We start from the raw sequence: 19,958 nt of genomic DNA, 5'->3' as shown, positions 1-19,958 counted from the left end.
GAAGCCGCGGCGTACCAAATACCTGGGCACAGCCCTAGCGGCTCGTTGGGCACCGGGTTTGGTGTTCCCGGCACGGCAGTCCCACCACCGTTTCCACCGGGCCGCTGGGCAGAGCAGCCGCGTCATGACCCGGGTGCGGCTCGCCTCCCGCCGGCCGGGCCCGGGAGCGCTCCCCCGGCTCCCGGGCCCGGTCGCGTCTGCGCTTCCTTGCGTCGTGGTGGTGGCGGCCCGGGCCGCGCAGCGTGCGGTCGAGGAGTTTTCCGCCGAGATCGCGGCCGAGGCCCGTGCGAAGTTCCCCGCTCCAGAACAGTGGCTGGAGCGTCTGTGCTGGCCGGCTGATCCGCCGGCGGGTGGCCTGCAGGACGGGCCCGCCGCCTCGTTCTGGCCGACGGAGCTCACCGAGCGGCTGTGGCGGCTACGGGAGGAGGCCGGCGCCGCGTGGAAGAGAGCGGGCGAGCACCAGGCCTTCGACGATGCCCGCACCGCCGGCCAGTACCCGAAATTCCTGACCGCAGTGCACAAGCGCATCCGCGAGGCCGAAGCAGTCTGACCAGATGCACGCGTCGTGAGCCCGGCCCCGAAGCGGTGCCGGGCTCGCCGCGGTGAACGGTGTCAGGCCGCGCAACGCTCACGTCCCGACAGGCGCACCATGAAAGGTGAGCGGACCAGGAGGCGGTCAGGGCGTGGGCGGCGCAGGTGCGGGTCGGAGAGACCTACCTGGTGCGCGTACCGGCCCGCCTCCCGTACGAGCGGTTCCCGCCGGACACCACCGACCCGGAGGCGGTCCTGCTGCACTGGCGACGCCTGCTGCGCGCCGGCGAGGCCTTCGAGCTGACCGTGACCGACCTGCCCGAGCCGGACGGTGAGCACATGGTCGCTGGCGTCCTGGTCGCCCCGCACTGCGGGGTCCGGGTGAAGCTCACCGACGACCAGGCCGTCGAGCTCGGCCTGCCGCCCGGCGTCGGCTACGTCGTCACCGGCACCCTGACCGACCTGACCGGCACCCCGGTCGAGCTGATGACCGCCACCCCGATGACCGTCCCGGTCCGCTGGCTGCACCCGGCCCGACCGGACGGTGGAGCGGCCCCGCCGTAGCCGGCCGGGCCCGGCCTGCCGGACTGTGCCCGGCGGGCTGCCCGCGCTGCCAGACTGTGATCATGATTTCCGACCGCTGCCCGCTGTACCGCCCGTTCTCCGAGCCCGCCACCGACTCGCCCGCCCCTGTCGACGGGCGGGCCTGGCTGCTCGCTGTCGAGCGGGCCCCGTTCCTGGAGCCGGCCCTCGACGACATTGCCGTGTCCGAGGCCGCGCCGGGCGGGCGCCGCCGACTGGGGCCAGGCGCCCTCGCCGGACCGGCTGACGGCTCCGACGGCTGAGCACGCCGCGGCCTGCGGGACCCGGCCCGCTACGCCTCGGCGAGGACCAGGGCGCTCTCGATGACGGAACACAGTGCGGGCAGGTCGAGCTCGATATCCCCCAGGATGGTTGCCGGTGCGCTGACGGCGGCGCCGGCGACGGCCAGGGCGAGCTGCTCGGCGGTGGACAGCTCCGGGGCGCACCCCGTGCCGGGGGCGCCGAGCACCACGTGCGCGTCCAGGCGGTAGCGCAGTTCCTCGCCGACCTCGCCCTCGCCGTTCGGGATGATCTCGCGGCCCAGCACCTGCCGCACCGCTTCGGCGAACAGCTCGAGCACCCGCCGGTGGCGCTGGTCATCCTGGCGGGCCGCGAGCGTCTCGACCCAGACGGCGGTCCGCTCGCCGACGGTGGCCGCGCCGGCGACGGCCTCGAGTACGGCGTCGCTCACCGGCTCCGGCTCGAACCGGGCAAAGTGGTCGACGCGCTGCGAGACGGGTCGTGGGGACAGGGGGAGGGAAAAGGAGGGGGTCGTCATGGCCGGTGAACCGCTCCCGGTCCAGGACGGTCACGGCTCTGGCCGGCCCTCGTGCCGGGGAGCGGCACCCCCTCTCCCGAGGACGTCCTCGGGGCCAGTGAGTTCGACGATGTCAGTACCCCCGATCACACTGTGACCGCACCCCGGGGACCAGTGGAGATCAACACCATGAAGACGTGCGCCAACTGCAGAGCCACCAAGCCGCTGGAGGACTTCCCCTTCCGCGACAAGGCCGCCGGCACCTACCGGTCCGAGTGCAAGGCATGCATGCGGAAGCCTCTGTCCGTCAGCGGCCCGGTTCCTCTGGCGAAACGCTGCAACCGGTGCGCCGTCCTCAAGCAGCTCGTGGACTTCCACGCAGCGCCCCGCGGCAAGTACGGACGCACCGCCATCTGCAAGGAGTGCCGGAACACGGAGAGCGCCACCAAGCGGGACCCCGAGAAGCAGCGCGCCTACTACCAGGCCAACCGGGAGAAGACCCTCGCCTACCAGCAGGCGCGCCGCGCGGACCCCGCAGTCCAGGAAGCAGACCGGCGCCGGTACGAACGACGGCAGGCCGACCCCGCCGTCCGCGCCGCCAACGTCGAACGCGCCCGGCTCTGGCGAGAAGCCCACCCCTGGAAGCGACGCGAGCACGCCCTCAACGAGCGCTACGGCATCACGCCCGCGCAGCTCGACGCACTGGTCGAGGCACAGGGAGGCGGCTGCGCGATCTGCAAGCTGGCACTGGAGAGCACCAAGACCACCCACATCGACCACGACCACGCCTGCTGCCCGGGCAAGAAGAGCTGTGGAGCGTGCGTCAGAGGTGTCCTGTGCCACCGCTGCAATCTAGCCCTAGGCATGTTCGACGACGATCCGGCTCGCCTCAGAGCCGCAGCGGCCTACCTGGATCGTCGGGGCTAGGTCGTGCCGGAGAGCCGCGACGTCCTCGGGGCGGGTGGCTACGTTTGCGGGTGCAGCGCCCGGGTTCCGTTGCCGCAACGAAACCCGCCCCCGTGTTGCACGGCCCGGCGGCCGGGTCCCGATGGTCCCGGCGAGAGAGGCCCGGTTTCGGGGGCGGTGCAACGAAACGCTTAGGGTCGGCGGGTATGAGCGTGGATCAGCCGACCCTTGTCGACCTGCCTCTGTCTAGTCGCTGCACTGGCTGCGGAACTGCTGGGCCTTCTCCGTCACCGAGGCCAGTTCTTCCTGTGTCGGGTAGCGGCTCATGAAGATCAGCTGGTAGGGGGCAAGCGCCTTGAGCGTGAGCTGAAGCTCAAGAAGGGTGTACCGGTAGACCCGCCGACGTCCGAGCTCGGGGTCGCAAATTGCTTCGAATTCGACTTCCTCGGCCGGCGCAAACGGGTCGACGGCAAAGTCGGCATCGTGATCGTCGAGTTCCACCCACGCCGTGTACGCCTCGTAGGCAGCCCGGACAACGGCAGTGGCCAACGTTGTCGGGTCCTCCCTGTCCTGGGTGGTGGGAGCACGGGAGTCCTTTGCGACCTCGTCGGCGTACTCGGTCCAATCGGGCTGGTCCTCGGGAGGAACAGCCCATGGCTGGGACGCCATAGGAGGCTGGAGAGCCTGCTCGGCCTCCCACAGAGTGCGCCGGGCAGAGGCCTCGCCGTCCGCCCGAATCACGGCCGCCTGGGCCTCGCCCTCAGCTCTGAGAATGGTGGCCTGCTTCTCGGCCTCCGCCGTGATGAGTGCGACCTGAAGTGCGGCGTCATCATGGGGCCGCACGCCGACGGTGCGGACCGAGGAGGGATTGTTCGCCCTCTCAAGCAGCTGTGCGGCTTCGGTTTGGCGCGCGGCACGTGCCCGGGGTTCGGGCACCGTCACCCGCACCACGGCAGTCACGAAGCTGGACATGGGCAGCGGATTGCCGGACAGAAGCGCGCTGGTCCGGGAGGAGGAGTAGCCCACTCCCTCGGCGACTTGACTCACAGTCAGTGGGCTGGCATCGACCAGCCCGCGAAGGAAGACCACCAAGGCCTTGCCCTCGGGCGTCTCCGCCCGAACTTCCCCCCACGGCCTGCCGCCCTTGCTTCGCTTCAACATCCCCCACACCCCGTCTTGCGCACGGCTTGTTGTCCTGGAACCCCCCAGGACAACTCTTGGTTGTTCAGACCTTACCTGCAGTAATGCCTCTGTCGCTTTGGGACTGCGCAGGACAACCGCATGCTCCTCCTGTCAGCCGGTGCCTGCCGAACCGGCGAGCCCACCCCCGTCCCACACCTGATGGAGGAGACCATGACCTTGTTCGATCCGTCCGCCCAGAACCCGGCGCCGGAGCCCAGGCCTTTCCTGCCGGCGCGCACCCTCCTCATCCTCCTGGCCGCGGCCGTCATTGGCCTGGTCGTCGCCGGGCTGATCTTCCTCGACGCCGGTCACGGCGCCGCTGCGGCGGCGGCTGGCCTGGCGGCGTTCGGCGCGAGTGTGATGGGGCTGCACAAGCTGATCAGCTGACCTGACGAGAGGAGGCCCCGGGGAAAGGGAAGGATAATGACGGCTACCCTCCCTTCCCTTCCCTGCCGCTAGGCTCACCGCGCGTCCGCGACCGCCGCGGACCGGAGGGGAGAACAAGGGTGGACATCGGGGAGACGATCGCGCTCGCCACGGGCATCCTCGGCGCAGGAGCGGCGGGCATCGCCGTCTGGCAGGCCCTGATCGCCCGCCGCCAGGCCGCCATCGCCCAGCACACCGCGGACCTAGCCCGCCGCCAGGCCGACGCCGCCGACGACCAGGTCGTACTCCTGCGCCGCCAGCTCGACGCCGAGGACACCGAGCGCCACGAGGCCCGCGGCCCCGAGTTCAGCCATCGGTGGCGGCTGGCCCTGGGCCGGGATGAGCGCAGGGTGCACTTCGTCTTCACCCAGGAATCCGGTCCGGCACTCCAGACGATCCGCATCAGCGCAGCCGGCGACGAGGTCCGCGGTGTGTACGACCGGCGGACACTTGACGCCGAGGGGCGGTTCTCGCTACAGCCCGGTACGGAGGTCGGCCCGGTCAGCAAGGGAGGCACGGTCGAGGTGATCGTCAAGGTCGGGCCCACGAGGCGGCGCACGTCGTCGGTCCGGTTCACCCTCGAATGCCACGCAGAAGGCAGCTCCGACACCTGGCGCCGCTCGTACACCCACGAGATCGGTGGCTCCTCTCCGGCTCCCAGCCCCCGCATCACTTCCACCCCGTACCGCTGAAGGACGGCGACACCACCAGCACCCACCAGGACGTCATCCTGATCGCCGGTGACCCCGCCGACCCCAAGGCCCGCCGCATCCGCCTCGCCGACGCCTACGCCAGCGCCACCTACCACCTCGACGAGGACGACGACCCCGACGCCTTCGCCATCACCTTCGCCGACACTCGGGGCTGACTCTGGGCAGGGCCCAGGGTCAGCCCCGACGAGACCGACGCTGAAGCCTTCGAGTTCGCCAGCGACAGGGAACTCGTCGTCGACGGACAGGTCGGACAGGTGCTGTTCCGAGGCCGGGACCGTACTCAGGTGCGCATCGACGGCAATGGGGCGCCGCCGTTCTAGACACTCCAGGCCGCGCCAGAACGGGCGGAACAGCGGCCCGCCAGCGGGGGCAGCATGCGGCCATGGAGATGCCGATCTATCAGCACCGCCACGGTTCACCAGCCCGCGCAAGGCGGGTCCGGCTGCGGGTGAGGCACGCGGTGTGGTGTCGATCGGCTCTCCGGGGGTGCCCAGATTGGCGGATGCCCCGCCCGCGCCATCGGACCCGGCAACAGCTGCCGTGGACGGCCCGGCCACCGGGCCCCCGGACCTGCCTAGACCCCGCTCCCCATCCTGGACGCGGCCTGCAACCCCCGGCGACGACTACCGTGCCTTCTCGACCACGGCCACCAGCGCCTAACCTCCACGCGCGCGGCACCATCGCCCACCTGGAATGGAGTGGACCGAACCACGCCGGCGCCGCATCTACCACGGGATCTGGGCGGCCAGCATACGGATGCCAGCCTCATGGGTCTCGTTATTATGGAGCAGCAGATTCGCATAAGCCGTTTGAAGCGCTTGGCTAGTCTCGTATATCGCGTGTTTCTTCAGCTCTTCAATGGCCTCACTTCGCCGGCCTTGGGAAGACAAGATTTCGACCAGTTGGATGAAGTCTTCCTCGCCGGCATCGGATAGTTGTAGCAATTCGCGCTGGAATTTCTCGGCTTCTGCGAGCTTTCCCCGCAGCACGAGCACGTGTACGTAGTCCGCGAGGCGGGCGAACCTGTCCTGCTCGTCAGTTTCCTGCGCGAGGGCAGAAAAGACGATACTCTCTAGTTTCTCGAACTTTCCGCCGATTTTCAGCGCGGCTCCCAAGGGGGAGTATCGACAAATATAGAGACCCGGACGCAGGGCGTGGGACCTTAGGAGTACCTCTTCTGCTTCCTCATACTTTCCTAGGGCCAGCAGAATGTCCCCGTGCGTCTCCATGAGTAGGGCGTCGAGAGGGCTTAGGCTGAGAGCTTTGTGGATGAATTGCAGTGCCCTATAAGGCGCCCCCCTGTGGAGACAACGTTCGGCAAAGTCGCCAGCCGTGCTGGAGCGGTAAATATCCGTTAGATCCCCGCGCTCAAGAAAGAAATCTATAACTTCGCCATAGTGAGAACTAGCTTCTTCCCACTTGTCATAGTGGCGCCTGCGGAGTTCTATGACCAGCTCGATCTTGCCATAGGGGTTGTTTTTGATGGATGCAGTAAGCACGTCAAAGCTTTTCTGTACTTCCCTTCTGATTCGGTAATACCCAGCCAGGTTGATTGCGCCGGCGATACTTGGCGGAAGAGCTTCATGGTGCCTGATCGAAGCTTCCTCAGGGCCCTTACTCGTGTCGCTGATTTCGTTTCGCGCCCGCATCCACAAAGATTTGAACTCGCTGAGGTCTGCCCCGAGGGCTGCCACCACTGCTCCCAGGGACCGCCATGAGGGCGCCATGCCTCCACCGCGCAGTACCTGGCTGGCCGTGGTGTGGCTGACCGCACCATGTGACCGCTTAGCTATCTCTCGGGTGCTGATCTCCCCTGCCTCCAAGTGTGCACGTCGCAGACGCTCCTGCAGCAGGCTGAGTGCGGTACCGCTCACTGTTCCCTCCCTGTAAGCAACTGTCGGGAATCGTAAAGATGCCAGACAGGCGATGCAAGGGCTTGTCAGATACCGCCAGAGTTCGGCTGGAAGTGAGTACTTTACGGCTGCTTCCGTTCCTGGATGACACGGTAGAGGCATGCCGAAGAAGAAGCCTTATGTTCCAGCGAAAGATGCCTACGCCAGAAAGGTGCAGGAATTGGTCCTTAAATATGTCATCCCGGCTTTGATCTCGGGGGTTGCTAAGCCGATTGGGGAAGTTATGATGGAGGCAGTACGGCAGTTCATGTAGGAGTTATCGGGTCGAGCAAATGGGCCCTGATGCTCGGCGGTTAGGGCCCATTTGCTAGGTGCTACCAGATTTCGGAGATCGCGTTTCAGATCGGCCATTATGAGGTCCCGCTGGTTCTGATTTTTGATCTTGTTTTTGGGTGTGTTTTGCGGGTTAAGTGAGAGGTCGTCAGGGCTGTTGGCGGCTTGTTGTTGTTGTGACGGCTCGTCTTTTTAGTTGTCCGGGTTCGTTGCGGGGGTGGGGTGTTGTGGGTGGTGTGGGAACGTGATGGCCCTGGTGAGGTGAGGTCGGGTGCCGGAAGCTTGATCGTCTTGGTCGGGGACAACCAGGAGACCGCCTTCTGAACTGCGGATATGGCCGGTGCACTGGGAATCGCGGGTTGGTAGAGATCCGATGGGACCTTTCACGGGTTCACTGGTAGCCCCGCAGGAGGCCATCCGGGACCGCACCGTCGGACTTGAGGGCTTGGCGCCTGTGGCCTGATCCATGCCCGAGGAAGGTGTGTTGGTCGGCTTGTCGGTGGGAGAGGGGTTCAGTTTTCGGTTGGCGGTTGTGCGGGGGTTTGTCACACCGGCTGGGGAGAGTAGTTGTTGGACGTGATGGCCCGTCCTGCTCGCGCTAATGGAGATCCATGTGCGCTGGCAGGGCGGGCCTTTGACGTGGGGCCCGCGTGGATGCTGCATGAAGGAGTGCGCAGTGGGACCCGCATCTACCGGTCGTCTGGTTGCAGTCGTAACTTGCCGCTGTGGCGGTGCCGCATGACCCTGAGCGAGGTTGCCGGGATAGTGACGGCTGTCGGGGGCGTTCTCGCGGCCTTGTACTACCTGAGCCGTCGGGTGCTGAGGGGGTTGGAGGCCCTGCTGCTGGCGGTGGTTCCTGTCATCGTCGCGTGGAGTGAGGTGCGCCGGGCCTGGCGGGAGCCGGGGCGCCGTGTCATCGAAACGGAGGATCAGGGCGAGGAGGGCGAGCGCCGTGTTCTCCCCTGAGACCTGGGCCCGGGTGCGCGGTCTGCATGAGGGCGGCATGCCGATCAAGCAGATCGCCCGCAGTGAGAGGATGGCGCCGAACACGGTGCGCCGCCTTCTCAAGGCGGAGGAGGCCCCCCGCTACCAGCGCCGGCCGCGCCCGTCGCTCGCGGCCCGGTTCGAAGCCAGGATTCTGAGTGCGCTGCAGGAGCGGCCCTACCGGTCCGCTGCGGATATCGGCCGCAGAATCAGATGGCCGGGCTCGGCGAGCCTGCTACGGGCCGAGGTTGCACGCCTTCGCCCCCAGGTGCCGGCACCTGCGGCGCAGCCACGACTTCTGCCAGAGCTAGCACCTGGCTGGGTGGAGTGCGGTCTGTGGCTGCCCGAGGCTCCGGTCGAGGTGGGGGCAGGGCAGCAGCGCCGCTGCCCGGTCGTGCTGATGGTTGCCGGCCATTCCGGGCGGCTGGCAGCTCGGGTGGCAGTCACCTCGAGCCTGTCGGATGTGTGGGCCGCTCAGTACCGCCTCTTCCAGGAGTGGGACGGTGTGCCGCATACGGTGCGATGGGACCTTGAGGGCATCGATGCGCCGTCATGGAGCTGGGAGGAGGGTGTTGGCTGGTCCGCCTACCAGGCGCAGGCCGAGTTGGGCAGCACCACGGTCGAGTTCTTCCGCGAGGGTCTCACTGAGCCGGCTCTGCTGACGGTCGTGCGCGAGCACCTGGCGGCAGCCTGCCCGCCAGGTCGTCCCTTCACCTCACCGGACGACCTTGCCGCCGCCTTGCAGACGTGGATGGAGAACTTCCACACCGCGTGGGCTCCCGGCAGGGCAGCACGCTGGGCCGCCGAGCGCGCTGCCCTGCTCAGGAGCCCTTCAGCCGACGAGGCCGCCCCGCAGACGGGCCCTTCGGATACCCATCCGCTGCTCCGGCCGCCTCCGGGGAGCCGCAGCCTCCGGGTGCGGCCGGATTCCGCCGGGTACGTGCGGGCCGCGGGCAGCGACTACCTGGTGGGCGAGTGGGGAGCACGGCGCACGCTAACCGTGGCGGTCACCGATGCCGAGGTGGTGATCTCCAGCGGCGGGTACCACGCCGGCGGCTTCCACACCCTCGTCTACGCCCGGTCGTGGGCCCAGAAGACGCAGCTCACGGTTCCGCTGCGCCATGAGGTGGTGGAGCACCGTAGCGGTGTGCGGCGGGAAGTGGATGGCCCATGAGCGTGGGCCATCGCCCGTGTGGGCTGGTGGCCGGGTTTACCAGGTGGTTCGGGATCGGTGTTTGGTGGCGGGGGTGGTGGTGTGGTGGATCCAGGTCCACCACAGGTCGCCGGGCGGGGGTGTGAGGCGGGCGATGCCCAGACGGTGAGCGGTGGTGCGGCAGAGAGCGGTGATCGCGGGGTGCGGGCCGGGGTCGGTGCCTTGCCGTGATTGCTGGGGCAAGTTGGTGGTGGCCAGGGTCCGGGCGAGGACGATCGTCTCCGGGTAGGTGATCAGGGCGCGTGCGTGCAGGGCCCAGGACTTTCCGGCCGGTGCGGCGTGGGGGTTGGAGCCGGCCAGGCGCTTGAGGCGGTGCTGCCAGCGGGTGGCGAGGATGCTCTGCTGGTCGTACCAGCGGGTGGTGATCGCCCTGGCCCAGGTGGTGGCGTCGCCGGCCTGCGGGTGGCGCAGCAGGTACTGGTGCTCGCGGTGGGCCCGGTGGAGTTCGGGCAGGGCCACGGTGGTGAGGTGGTGGTCCGGATCCAGGCTCCAGTGCCGGTGCAGCGGGCACAGCCTCTGGTGGGCGGGTGGGTGGACGTGGGCGCGGCTGGTGGCTCCTCGGGTGTGGCGCAGGGTGCAGGCGGGGCAGGCCAGGACGGGGTGTTCGTCGGGCTCGCACCGTTGCCACGTGGCGGTGGGCGGCCGCGGTTCGCCGGCGGCTGTTGTGTGGTGAGCGCCGCTATTGGCGCGGGCGTCGGGGGAGTGGTGGTGGGTGGGGTTGGCGGTCAGGCGGGGCAGGGCTCGCCTGAGGTCCTCGAGCGGGGTGCGGGCGAAGACTGCCAGCCGGTGCTGGGCCGCAGGGTCGAGGCGGAGCTCGGAGCCTGCGGAGCCGCCGCGGCTGTTGCGGGGGTGGGTGAGGGCGATGCCGAGACTGTCGAGGAGGTGGGCGGTGGTGGTGCGGTAGGCGCCGGCGAGGCGCTCCAGGTAGGAAGCGGTGCTCTCGTGGGGGATCGGCCGCACCCGCAGGGCTCCGGCCGTCGGCGGGTTGGTAGGGCTGAGCGGCCGCGGTGTGCGGGGCTGTTCCCGGGCCGCCGGGGGAGGGGTGGTGGCGGTGCCGGGTGAGCGTGCCTCGGCCGCTGCGAGAGCTTCCAGGACCAGGACGCCGGGCCCGTCGTGCGGCCTGACCGGGCGTCTCATCCGACGGGGCGTCACTGGGTATGCCGCGCGGACGTGTTGGCGCGGGGGCTTCGGCGGGCGGGGTGGCGGGGCCGGTAGTGCTCTTCGGCGAGGTGGTCCAGGGCGATGGCGTCCAGGCCGGCGCGGGTGATCTTCTCGCGCCCGTCGAGGATGGCGGTGATCGCGGCCCGCCGAAGCAGGCGGGAGAGGCTGCCGATACGCCCCGCGGTGCGCTCGTGCAGGTAGGGAGCCAGCCGAACGAGGGTGCCGGGGCGGTGCTGCTGCAGGTCCAGGGCCATCTCCATCGCGGCGACCGTCTCACGGAAGGGCCGGATCAGCACCGTGCCGCCTGCCTTCCCCGCGCCCCCGCTCGCGCCGGCACTGCTTCCGCTCCTTCCGCCGCCTCCGGCACTGTTCCTGCCGACGGTGCCTCCCGAGCTTCTTGCGCCTGTCCCCTGCCCGCTGCCGGCCGAACCACCCTCGGCTTCTCGGCCGTCGCCATCGTCACCCGACCTTCCCCGGCCGTCACCAGGTCGGCTGCGGTCGCCGCCGCGCCGGCCCCGTCCTGTCGCACCGGGCCCCATGCCGCCGGCCCTGGCCATGCTGGTGCGGGCCGCCACCGGCAGGGGGTCGCAGTCGATCAACTCCGCCCGCCCGGCGAGCTGGGCACCCGCGGTACCGCTGAACAGCGCGGTGGCGGTCACATCGATACCCGCGTACACGAACGTCGCCGAGATCCGCTCCGTGAGGTCCTTGAGGAAGTCGGCCGCCTCCGCCCCCGTGCTGGTGCGCGGGTTGAGCCGGTGGATCTCGTCGATCATCACCAGCCGCACTCCCGCGGTGTTGTACGTGTGGCACACCGACGCGGCGATCTGGGCCTGGGTCATGCGGGAGGAGACGGGGATGCCGAGGTAGCGGGCGAACTCCAGCGCGAGGGCTTTGGCGCTGGCGCCGGGCGGCACCAGCAGGTAGGCGACGGGCACCTGGCTCGCGCCACGGCTGGCCTGCGCCTGCTCGGCGAGGTGCCAGGTGCGCCCGACCTCCAGCAGCGTGGTGGTCTTGCCCGTGGTCGGCGGCCCGGTGACGATCAGCGAGGGCCTCGCGGTCGCCTGCTGGTAGCGCCCCAGCGCCATCAGGGTCCGCACCTCCACCAGCGTCTTGACGACGGCGGGGGTGCGCACCGTCACGAACCGGGAGTGGTAGGCCAGCCGCTCCTCCACGCTGCGCGGCGGATCACCGGGCGCGGGCGGCACCAAGGGCGGCTCGTCGGCGAAGCGGCGAAACGACTCCCACGTCGTCGGGGAAGCATCCCGGTCCTGCCCAGCCCGCTCGGCGGGGTTGTCGTTCACCACAGCTCGGCCTCCTTACGGGCGTCGTACAGGGCGAACCCGCCCTCCTCCTCATCCGGCCACGCGGCGTCGCCCAGAGCCTCCCCGTCCTCGTCCTCGCCGAGGTCCTCCAAGCTCTCCTCACCCGGCCAGTCGGCCAACGCCGAGCCAGCGCTGCCGCCAGCGTCGGGCGCGCCTGGCAACGACACGGTCCGCGGTCCCGCAGACCCGGGCCGCCCGCCGGCAAGCACCACCGCTACCCGCCAGTCCTCACCGCCCACACCAGACTCACCAGCGGCGGGGTCCTGTTCGCTCCGGCGGGGCCGCCCTCGGCCGCCGCGGGCTCCCTCCGCACCCGCCCGGGCCTCCACGCCCCGGCGCGCAGCCGGCACCTCGGCTGCGGTGCCCGTACCAAGGTCATGGGGGATCGCCAGGGGCGCCTGCCGGGAGGCCAGCTGCTGCTCACGGGCGGTGGCTTCACCGGTGCGGACCCTGAGCAGCAGATCGGCAAGGGCCTGCGCCAGGTCGGCCTCGTGCTGCTCCCTGCTGCCGCGGCGCTGAACCGTCTCCTTCAGGTGCTGCCACAGGTCATCGCCGAGTGGGCGGTGGACGTACTCACCGTGGATCCACGGCACCGCCTCGAACCGCCCATCGGGACGGCGCACCCACACCTGCCGCAGATCGTGCGGATTGTGATGGACCTCCCACCGCCCCCGCTGCGCACTCACACCGGAGGACTCGCCCCGCAACGGGTTCAGCCAGTGGTCGTCGTAGGTGCGGTGGTCGATTCGGATCCCGCGCTCGGTGATCGGCTTCCACACCACCGGCAGCAGCTCCACGTAGTCGGCCTTGCCCAGCGGCACCGGGACGTGGCCACAGGCGGCCAGCAGCGCGCCCCACATCTCGTTCGGGGACAGTGCGACGGCCGGCATCGACGGATGCCGCAGCCCCTCGTGCGGCCGGTTCTGCCACTCGACGGCGATCCACTCGTCCAGCAGGTCCTGCAGCTGCGCCACGCTCCACCTTGCCTCGCTCTCGGCGTTGGCTCCGCGCCGAGCCGGGCTGGCGCCGGTGTGGCCGGCGACGTGCTGGCAGAACAGGGTGTTCACCGAGCCGAAGGTGCGCTCGACGGGGCCCTTGGCGGCAGGCTGGCGCGGGGGAGCGGGCTGCACGCTGATGCCCAGCGTCTGGGCGGCGGCCAAGAACGCCTCGGAGACGAACACCCGGCCGCGGTCGATGACCACCGTCTCGGGCACCGCCACCGGCCGTGCCGCCACGTCCCGCAGCCGGTCGTCGGCGTCGACCATGAGGTCGTAGGGCACCGGTGCCCGCGACATCTCCAGCGCCCGCGGCCAGGTGGGGCGGGCGGGGTGCGGGGTGGCCATCTCGGCCAGCAGCAGCGCGGCGTCCACGCCCTTGGTGCTGTGCGGGCGCAGGACGGCGGCCAGGATCGAACGGGACGCGACATCCAAAGCGATCGTGAGTTCGGGCCGGCCGACGCTGCCGTTGTCGAAGACCGCGAAGACGTCCAGGCGGGTGGTGTCGAGCATGACCTGTTCGCCGGGGCGCAGGACCTGAGTCGGATGGAAGGGGCGTGCGGGCCCGCGGGCGGTGCGCGCTGGGCTACCCGGGCGCTCGCCCGGATCGGCCAGCGCGTTCACCAGCCGGTAGAACGTCGCCATCGGCGGCACACGCACACCGCCGGACCCGTGCCGTTCCTCCAACACCTGCGCGGTCAGCTGCCGCAGTCCCTTGACCGTTCCCTTGGAGCGGCCGCGCTGGCGCCGCATCGCCTCCAGGACCGCCGCCACGACCTGGTCGTCCGCGCGCCCCGTCGGACTGTGCGTGCGGGTGGAGCGATGGTCCACCAACCCCCACAGACCCTTCTTGCGGTATTCCAGGCGCATGCGCTGCACCTTGGTGCGCGTGATCCTCCCGAACCCGACCGCGGTCAGCTCCTGCGCCTTGGCCAGCTCACGCTGGGCCAGGGTGCGGGTGACCGGGTCGTACTCCGGCCGCGGCTCCCGCCTGAGCTCGCCCGCCACCTCGAGCTGTCCGGTCTCCACTTCCCGGATGTGGCGCTGCCAGGCCAGGGCCCGCTCCTGCTCGCGCAGCGGCACCGTCGCGAACAGCCCCCACTGCGGCACCGCCGCCAGCGTCTCGCCGACCAGGGCGAAGTCGTCGTCGGCGAACAGGTAGTTCGCCAGCAGCGTCACCGCGCCTCCCTGTCCGTCGACCAGCCGCACCTGCTGCCCCAGCACGCCGACGACCTGCCAGCTCCGGCCCTCGAAGACCACGTGCGCGCCCACCGCCAGCACCGGCCGACTCCCCGCAGCCCGGCTCACCACCCCACCCCCGCACCCGCGCCCAGACCACCAAAGCCGCCTGCCCGACCCCCAGCGGCCCGGCTGCCGCCCACACCCCCAGCCTCAGAACCGGCAGCAGCAGCCGGCCCCGGCCCACGAACGGCCCAAGCCGGCCCCGGGCGAAGGACCGTCCCGCCGTGCAGAGGGCGGTCCAACGGCGCCCGCAGCCGGTGAGCCCACAACGCGTGATAGACCACCGGCAGCACCACCAGTGGATTGCCCACCGCCCGCACCCCCTCCACCAGCGGCCGCGGACACGCAAACGCCTCCAACACCGCCTCCTCCACCTCGGCCGCGCCACGAAAGCGCGGCTGCCGGTACCCGGCCAGCCACCGCACATTGCCCACCACCACCGGATCCGGTGCCCGCAGCCGCCGGTACACCCACCCCACCCGCGCACACGCCAGCCCCACTGCCGCGCCCGCCCGCTGCGCCGCCACCCCGCCGGCCCCAGGAACACCTGGGCAGTCGGCCAGCATCGCCGTCCCGTCCGCGTACCGGGCGAACACCTGCGGCACCCAGGAGCGCACCCGGCCGTCCCGCTCGCGCCACAGCACCCGCAGCGGACGCCCGGAGATCCCCACCACTTGGGGGTCGCGGTCAAGCAGCATCAACTGCACGACCATGGCCGCCGACCCGTGTGCCACATGACCACCCGCCGTGGCCGACCACCACCAGCCCGGCCCCCACCGCTTGCCAGGAATGACCGGGAACGCCGACACCGGCCGCAGCTCCTCGAACCGCACCCGCGACGCCGCCCGCTCCCACCGCTCCTGCTCAAGGCTGCCGTCAACGGCGAAGACCGCCTCGAAGCCCTCCGCCCCGACAGCCAGTCCCGGCACGCTCATGTCCGCCATGACGGCCAGTCAAGTACGTGAGAACACCACACATAGAGCGAGACAGCCACCACCCCACCCGCACGGGCGACGACCCGCCGAAACCACCCCACCAAGCCCCACCACCGTGCTACCACCACCCCTCAGCCATACCGCTGCTCCAAGTCCGCCCGGTGCCGCACGACATCCCGCGAGAGCTCCTCCACAGGAACACCCGCCCACCCACTCAAGCTGTCCAGCGGAACACCCGCCTGGTGCGCCGCGCTCGCGACCGCCACGACCGCCTCATCGAGCACCGCAACGCTCTGCAGCAGCCCGACGATCAACTCCCGCGCGCCGGCGGCCACAGCCGCAGTGCCGTGCACGTCCAGCCAGCTCAACACATCGGCGGCCTCACGGACCTTCTCGCCAATCCACCCGCGCTCCTCCCTGGGCACGCTCGCCCGCCAGCTGATGCTGCCGTCCGCGCGCTGCGCCAACGTCCTCAACTGCGCGGCCACGGAGACCGGCTGCTCCTCGCGCGGAAGCCACCACGGATCCATCCCCCGCTCGCCGACCTGCCCGCCGCCGCGGCGCCGACGCACCACCGCACCCCGCCACCGCACCAGAGCACCACTGCCGGCAACCGCGTCCACCTCACCCAGCCACGGCCGCCCGACCCTGCGCCCCAGCTCCTGGGCGAACTCACCGTCAGCCGGGAAGGCACGCACGCGCTCACCCCCGCTGTCCCGCCACACCATCTCCGCGACCCCAGGATCGACCAAGGCCCCGGCCACAGCGACGACCTCAGGAAAGACAGCCGCCTCACGCGCCACCACCCGCCACCACCAAAACCCCTCGCCCGCCCCCGCATCCCCACCGGCCAGCGCGTGCAGACGCCCCGGCCACACCCGCTCCCGCTCCCACCCCAGCGCCAGCTCCCACCACTGGCACACCACCGCCCACGCCACCGAGAACACCGCCGCCGGCTCCACCCCCACCGCCACCGCCCGCGCAGCCACCCCCGGCCACCGCCGCTGCGCCAGTGCGATCTCCGGGCAGCCGACGATGCCGAGGTGCTCCAGGCGGTGACCGTCTCCCGCGCCCAACAGCCACCGCCCGTGCCGCGAGCAGACCCGTTGCCACCTCTCCCGGTACCGCGCGGCGGCCACATCCCGACCACTGCGCCAAGCCGTGCACAACCGGCACGCGTGCACGACCAGACCATGCACCGCCCCACCCAACTGCCACCGAGCCTCAGGCTGCCCGCCCGACGACACTCCAGCGAAAACCTCTGGCCCGGCCGACCAGGCGGGCAGCGCCCTCTCCAGACTGCGCCGCTCAGCGCGGCACACCGCGGCCAGCAGGTCCTGGCCGGCGGGGGACAGGAGAACCTCGGCGTCAGGGCGGATCCCACCGACGCCGGGGGAGCGCGGCGGCTGGTTCTTCCACTCCCACAACGCCCGCAGCTCAGCCACCGGCACGCCGTACCGATCCGCGACCCGTCCCATCAGCGACCAGACCGTCTCCCCAGCCAGCGGAGCCACACAGAAGATCCCAGAACCCACAACCCCAGCCTTCCGAACAACAGCTGACGCCAAGACAGAAGCAGCCGGCCACCGCCCATCCGTGTCGTCCTACGCCCCAGCCACCGCCCATTCGACGCCGTGCGCGGCGAGCTGCGCGAGCTGATCCGGGGTCAACTTGCCCCGCCTGGCCTTGGCGTTGTTCAGGAACGCGCCCAAGGCGACCTCCTGGACCAGCACGTTCTCCTCGCCGTCGGGGCCGGCCTCCACCACCTCCACCACCTGGCGGTGCGGGCGCGGAACCCGCGGATGCCGGTGCTCGGCGACGAACGCGGCCAAGGCCGCGACGCCGAGCGCGAACCGGTCGGTGCGGGAGACGCGCGGCCGGGCGTCGGCCGCGGCTTTCGCGGCGACCAGTTCGGGGTCGGCTTCGATGCCGATCGCGGCCAGCAGCTCCCGCTGCTCCGCCTCCAGCCCGGGGTGGCCGGCCCGCTGGGCGAGCACCCACCGGCCGAGCTGCTCACCCTCGAAGAGGGTCTCCTCGGGCAGCGCGGCCCAGTCGACCTTCCCGTCGGACTCCAGCCACCACGACCTGGCCGCGGCGTAGGCGCGCTGCCAGGCGATCGGCCAGGCCGGGCACCACCACGGGTCGATCTCCTCCAACGCCCGCCTGCGCTCCGGCGCCAGCGACCCCGGCTGCCCGTCCGGGACCTGCGCGGCGGAGCGCAGCTCAGCGAGCCAGGTGCCGATGGCGTACCCGCCGATGGAGGCCCGGGCCGGGGCCGCCAAGCTCCCGCCGTGGTCCTTCGCCCAGACCTTCGCCCAGGAGAGGCCGGCCTCGAAGCGGGCGTCCGACACGGACCAGATCATGCCGAACCCGTTGAGCTGGTCCACCCGCCATGGCGCCAGTTCACCGGCCGCATTCTCCACCCGGCGGTCCGAAAGCCACCGCCCCAGCGGATAGTTTCCGTTCTCCCCGACCAGGGCCGCATAGGGCACGTTCAGGTGCCCGTGCTCCTTGTACCAATTGCGCACGTGACCGATCGCCTCACGCCACAACTGCGTTTCACCGGTCAACACACGGGATGCGATGAACAGAGCCAGGACGTCGTCCTCGGGGGCGGACTCGAAGCGGACCGGCAGCGTGAACGCCCCCGCACCACCCACACCGCCATCGCCTCCACCATGCCCCTCACCAGGGGCATAAGCGGCCTCGGCGCTGCGCCCGGTGGTGCGGCGGCCGCTGCGCTGCGGCACCGCGAGAGCCTCCACCATGCGTTCGTCATGTGACCTCAAAGCGGCCAGAATTTTGACGAGCCCGTTATAGCTGTCAGACTCCAGAATATCCCCTGGCTTCTCCCCGGGCTTCAGGAAGACGGGCACGATAAGGCTCGCCGTCTTCTTCTCCCCGGGCCTGATCCGAAGAGCCCGGCCGACGGCCTGGACGATATCGACCATGCTGCCCCTGCCGGAAATCAGAACCGAATCCGCATTCGGGATATCGACTCCCTCGCCGAGGATCTTGCACTGGGCGATCACCCGGTACCCCAGACCGTCATCCTCCTCGGTCAATCCGAACTCCCCGATGACCTCCTCCCGGAAACCCACCGAGTGCTCCCCGGAGAGCCACTGCGACCAGACCTCAGCCGGGTATTTATCCGGATCCTGCTCGTGAAGCCGCTCCACCGTCTGGTTCAACGTCTCGGAGAAATACCGGGCCTCCAAGGTGCGGTTGTGGAAAGTGATGGTGCGCTTCAGGTTCCGCTCGGCAGCGATCTTGAGCAGCCCGGCCTGCATCGCCGCGAGCTGCTCGGCCGGCACCTCGTCCTCACTGCCGTCCACCGCCTCACCGACCCCGGCGCCCCAAGGGACCGGCTGCGCCTTTGCGGCATCCCGGTCCGAGCGCGGGTCCCGCAGCTCGATCACCACCACCTCGAACGGGGCGAGCAGCGATTTTTCGACTGCCTCGGCCAAGCCCATGGAGAACACCATCGGGCCGTAGATCCGCACGTCATCCATCGACACCGCCAGCTCCTCCGGCAGCGGCTGGTGCGCTCCCTTGCGGCCGGTGGAGGCCTTGAGCGCCTTCTTGGGCGGTGCCCAGATCCGCGGCGTAGCCGTGCAGTACGCGCGCCTGGCCGCCGGGATCAGCGCCTGGTCGTGCACCAGCGTCCAGCTCTTTTCGACGTGCCCGGAGGAGCGGTGCGCCTCGTCGCAGACCATCAGGTCCAGCGGCGCCAGCAGCTCCCCCTTGGCCCGGGCCCAGAACTGGTAGGCGTCGGCCACCGCGCCCACCGAGGCGTAGGTGGCGAACAGGGTCAACGGCCGCCGGCCCCGGACCGCGTCGGCGATCCAGGAGGCGACCATCAGACCGTTGGTTGAGGCCTGCACCCCCACCGGCAGCTCGTCCTGAACCAGGGAGCACACCGCCCGCATCTCACCCGAGCGCCCCGCCGCCCGCCAGGACCCGACCATCTGGGTCAGCAGGTTCAGGGTGGGCACCACCACCAGGACCACGCCCTGCGGGGCCAGGCGCTGGGCTGCGAACGCGCCCACGTAGCTCTTCCCGGTGCCGGTGGCCATCTGCACCGTCACCCGCAGCCCGTTCGGCGCCACCTGCCCCGGCCGCAGCGTCAGACCCCGCACGATCGCCGCCACCGCCTCCTCCTGGTGCCCCCGCAGCTTGACCCCCTTCGAGGCCTCCACCGCCAGCAGACCCGGCTTTACAGCACCCACGGACCCTCTCCCCTCACCCGAATTCCGAACCCGCACACCGCACCGCGCGGGATTCCCTGGCGCAGCGACCCTGATACATTCAGCAGCCGAAAACCCGGGAGTTACCGGCCGGTGAATCCAATTCGCCTCACACCCGAAATACCAACCCGAATACCAGCCGGTTCCCGAATTCTCGAAAACTGCCCCTCGGGGCGGATCGGGAGGGCCGATCCGGCAGGATCCGCTGACAATCCAAGTTGATACATCAGGCGCGGCGACACCAGACCACGGTAGCGCACCCGGGCGCTTCGTGGTGGCGATTCCATGGCCTGGAGCAAGGTCTAGACCAATCTGGCGGGAGTGAAGCCGACCCGCACGCGCCCCCCGCCGGCCACCCCCCCTCCCAGTCAGCCTGTCTTGAGTTCAGCCAAAAACCCAGTTCAACTGTGTGATCTGGCATCAGCCCACCGGCATCATGGAGCGAAGCGGAGTGGTGCCGGCCCGTGCGGAGCACGGGCCGACCTGACCGAAGGTCAGGTCAACGGACACGCGGAGCGGGTCCGTCCACCGCCCGAAGGGCGGTGGCGAACGGAGGGCCGAAGGCCCGTAGGG

Annotated in this window: 18 protein-coding genes; 9 read left to right on the top strand and 9 right to left on the bottom strand. The window is 70.2% G+C overall.

The genetic code is table 11. The features are described 5' to 3' along the window. Positions 1-214 precede the first annotated feature (214 nt). The 3 genes from ACFWA9_RS04755 to ACFWA9_RS04745 all read left to right on the top strand — a co-directional run bounded on the left by ACFWA9_RS04755 (position 215) and on the right by ACFWA9_RS04745 (position 1,376). Positions 215-550, top strand: a complete 336-nt coding sequence (locus tag ACFWA9_RS04755; RefSeq protein WP_380383120.1) for a hypothetical protein — start codon at positions 215-217, stop codon at positions 548-550. Positions 551-696: 146 nt separating this feature from the next. Then, positions 697-1,095 (top strand): hypothetical protein, encoded by a 399-nt coding sequence (locus ACFWA9_RS04750; protein WP_380383118.1) that lies wholly within the window; start codon positions 697-699, stop codon positions 1,093-1,095. Between the two features lie 62 nt (positions 1,096-1,157). Further along, a complete protein-coding gene (locus ACFWA9_RS04745; protein WP_380383116.1) occupies positions 1,158-1,376 on the top strand; it encodes a hypothetical protein in 219 nt (72 codons plus the stop codon). 29 nt (positions 1,377-1,405) lie between these two features. On the opposite strand, the gene ACFWA9_RS04740 is transcribed toward ACFWA9_RS04745, so the two are convergent. Further along, positions 1,406-1,804 carry a hypothetical protein gene (locus ACFWA9_RS04740; protein ID WP_380383114.1) on the bottom strand — a complete coding sequence of 133 codons (399 nt, stop codon included), beginning with the start codon at positions 1,802-1,804 and terminating at the stop codon, positions 1,406-1,408. Positions 1,805-2,059: 255 nt separating this feature from the next. Between ACFWA9_RS04740 and ACFWA9_RS04735 the strand changes: the two genes are divergently transcribed. Further along, the gene (locus tag ACFWA9_RS04735; protein WP_380383112.1) at positions 2,060-2,797 is read left to right on the top strand and encodes an endonuclease domain-containing protein; all 738 of its coding nucleotides are present in this window, start codon (positions 2,060-2,062) and stop codon (positions 2,795-2,797) included. A 225-nt stretch (positions 2,798-3,022) separates the two neighbouring features. Here the strand turns inward: ACFWA9_RS04735 and ACFWA9_RS04730 are convergent, their stop codons facing one another. Further along, complete coding sequence (locus ACFWA9_RS04730; protein WP_380383111.1) at positions 3,023-3,937, bottom strand: hypothetical protein; 915 nt, start codon at positions 3,935-3,937, stop codon at positions 3,023-3,025. A gap of 192 nt (positions 3,938-4,129) precedes the next feature. Between ACFWA9_RS04730 and ACFWA9_RS04725 the strand changes: the two genes are divergently transcribed. After that, positions 4,130-4,345 (top strand): hypothetical protein, encoded by a 216-nt coding sequence (locus tag ACFWA9_RS04725; protein WP_380383109.1) that lies wholly within the window; start codon positions 4,130-4,132, stop codon positions 4,343-4,345. Positions 4,346-4,967: 622 nt separating this feature from the next. Continuing rightward, the gene (locus tag ACFWA9_RS04720) at positions 4,968-5,252 is read left to right on the top strand and encodes a hypothetical protein (RefSeq protein ID WP_380383107.1); all 285 of its coding nucleotides are present in this window, start codon (positions 4,968-4,970) and stop codon (positions 5,250-5,252) included. A gap of 570 nt (positions 5,253-5,822) precedes the next feature. On the opposite strand, the gene ACFWA9_RS04715 is transcribed toward ACFWA9_RS04720, so the two are convergent. Further along, positions 5,823-6,971: a hypothetical protein gene (locus tag ACFWA9_RS04715; RefSeq protein ID WP_380383105.1), complete on the bottom strand. Its 1,149-nt coding sequence runs from the start codon at positions 6,969-6,971 to the stop codon at positions 5,823-5,825. Between the two features lie 139 nt (positions 6,972-7,110). On the opposite strand from ACFWA9_RS04715, the gene ACFWA9_RS04710 reads away from it, so the two are divergent. The 3 genes from ACFWA9_RS04710 (at position 7,111) to ACFWA9_RS04700 (ending at position 9,441) form a co-directional block, all read left to right on the top strand. Then, entirely contained in the window at positions 7,111-7,263 is a 153-nt protein-coding gene (locus tag ACFWA9_RS04710) for a hypothetical protein (protein ID WP_380383103.1), read from the top strand. A gap of 758 nt (positions 7,264-8,021) precedes the next feature. Continuing rightward, a complete protein-coding gene (locus tag ACFWA9_RS04705; protein WP_380383101.1) occupies positions 8,022-8,249 on the top strand; it encodes a hypothetical protein in 228 nt (75 codons plus the stop codon). A 37-nt stretch (positions 8,250-8,286) separates the two neighbouring features. Continuing rightward, the gene (locus tag ACFWA9_RS04700) at positions 8,287-9,441 is read left to right on the top strand and encodes a hypothetical protein (RefSeq protein WP_380383099.1); all 1,155 of its coding nucleotides are present in this window, start codon (positions 8,287-8,289) and stop codon (positions 9,439-9,441) included. A gap of 36 nt (positions 9,442-9,477) precedes the next feature. Here the strand turns inward: ACFWA9_RS04700 and ACFWA9_RS04695 are convergent, their stop codons facing one another. From ACFWA9_RS04695 to ACFWA9_RS04670, 6 genes are all read right to left on the bottom strand, one after another. Further along, positions 9,478-10,440, bottom strand: a complete 963-nt coding sequence (locus ACFWA9_RS04695; RefSeq protein WP_380383097.1) for a hypothetical protein — start codon at positions 10,438-10,440, stop codon at positions 9,478-9,480. Between the two features lie 188 nt (positions 10,441-10,628). After that, a complete protein-coding gene (locus tag ACFWA9_RS04690) occupies positions 10,629-11,945 on the bottom strand; it encodes a TniB family NTP-binding protein (protein WP_380383095.1) in 1,317 nt (438 codons plus the stop codon). After that, entirely contained in the window at positions 11,942-14,242 is a 2,301-nt protein-coding gene (locus ACFWA9_RS04685) for a Mu transposase C-terminal domain-containing protein (RefSeq protein WP_380383093.1), read from the bottom strand. Before ACFWA9_RS04685 ends, ACFWA9_RS04690 begins: the two co-directional genes overlap by 4 nt. A gap of 23 nt (positions 14,243-14,265) precedes the next feature. Next, positions 14,266-15,147: a TnsA-like heteromeric transposase endonuclease subunit gene (locus ACFWA9_RS04680; protein ID WP_380383091.1), complete on the bottom strand. Its 882-nt coding sequence runs from the start codon at positions 15,145-15,147 to the stop codon at positions 14,266-14,268. A 122-nt stretch (positions 15,148-15,269) separates the two neighbouring features. Then, complete coding sequence (locus ACFWA9_RS04675; protein WP_380383089.1) at positions 15,270-16,673, bottom strand: DNA-binding protein; 1,404 nt, start codon at positions 16,671-16,673, stop codon at positions 15,270-15,272. Between the two features lie 69 nt (positions 16,674-16,742). Further along, complete coding sequence (locus tag ACFWA9_RS04670; protein ID WP_380383087.1) at positions 16,743-19,367, bottom strand: Helicase associated domain protein; 2,625 nt, start codon at positions 19,365-19,367, stop codon at positions 16,743-16,745. Positions 19,368-19,958: the final 591 nt, after the last annotated feature.

Origin of the sequence: Kitasatospora sp. NPDC059973 (assembly GCF_042737525.1) — a bacterium.
Lineage (GTDB): Bacteria > Actinomycetota > Actinomycetes > Streptomycetales > Streptomycetaceae > Kitasatospora.
Note: the sequence above shows the minus strand (reverse complement) of the source record. Positions and strands in the feature narration are given on the sequence as shown.

Bases quoted from the DNA above. Each gene is read 5' to 3' on its own strand.
- ACFWA9_RS04745 (WP_380383116.1), top strand. From the start codon at position 1,158: ATGATTTCCGACCGCTGCCCGCTGTACCGCCCGTTCTCCGAGCCCGCC.
- ACFWA9_RS04735 (WP_380383112.1), top strand. From the start codon at position 2,060: ATGAAGACGTGCGCCAACTGCAGAGCCACCAAGCCGCTGGAGGACTTC.
- ACFWA9_RS04730 (WP_380383111.1), bottom strand. From the start codon at position 3,937: ATGTTGAAGCGAAGCAAGGGCGGCAGGCCGTGGGGGGAAGTTCGGGCG.
- ACFWA9_RS04725 (WP_380383109.1), top strand. From the start codon at position 4,130: ATGACCTTGTTCGATCCGTCCGCCCAGAACCCGGCGCCGGAGCCCAGG.
- ACFWA9_RS04720 (WP_380383107.1), top strand. From the start codon at position 4,968: ATGCCACGCAGAAGGCAGCTCCGACACCTGGCGCCGCTCGTACACCCA.
- ACFWA9_RS04710 (WP_380383103.1), top strand. From the start codon at position 7,111: ATGCCGAAGAAGAAGCCTTATGTTCCAGCGAAAGATGCCTACGCCAGA.
- ACFWA9_RS04705 (WP_380383101.1), top strand. From the start codon at position 8,022: ATGACCCTGAGCGAGGTTGCCGGGATAGTGACGGCTGTCGGGGGCGTT.
- ACFWA9_RS04700 (WP_380383099.1), top strand. From the start codon at position 8,287: ATGCCGATCAAGCAGATCGCCCGCAGTGAGAGGATGGCGCCGAACACG.
- ACFWA9_RS04680 (WP_380383091.1), bottom strand. From the start codon at position 15,147: ATGGCGGACATGAGCGTGCCGGGACTGGCTGTCGGGGCGGAGGGCTTC.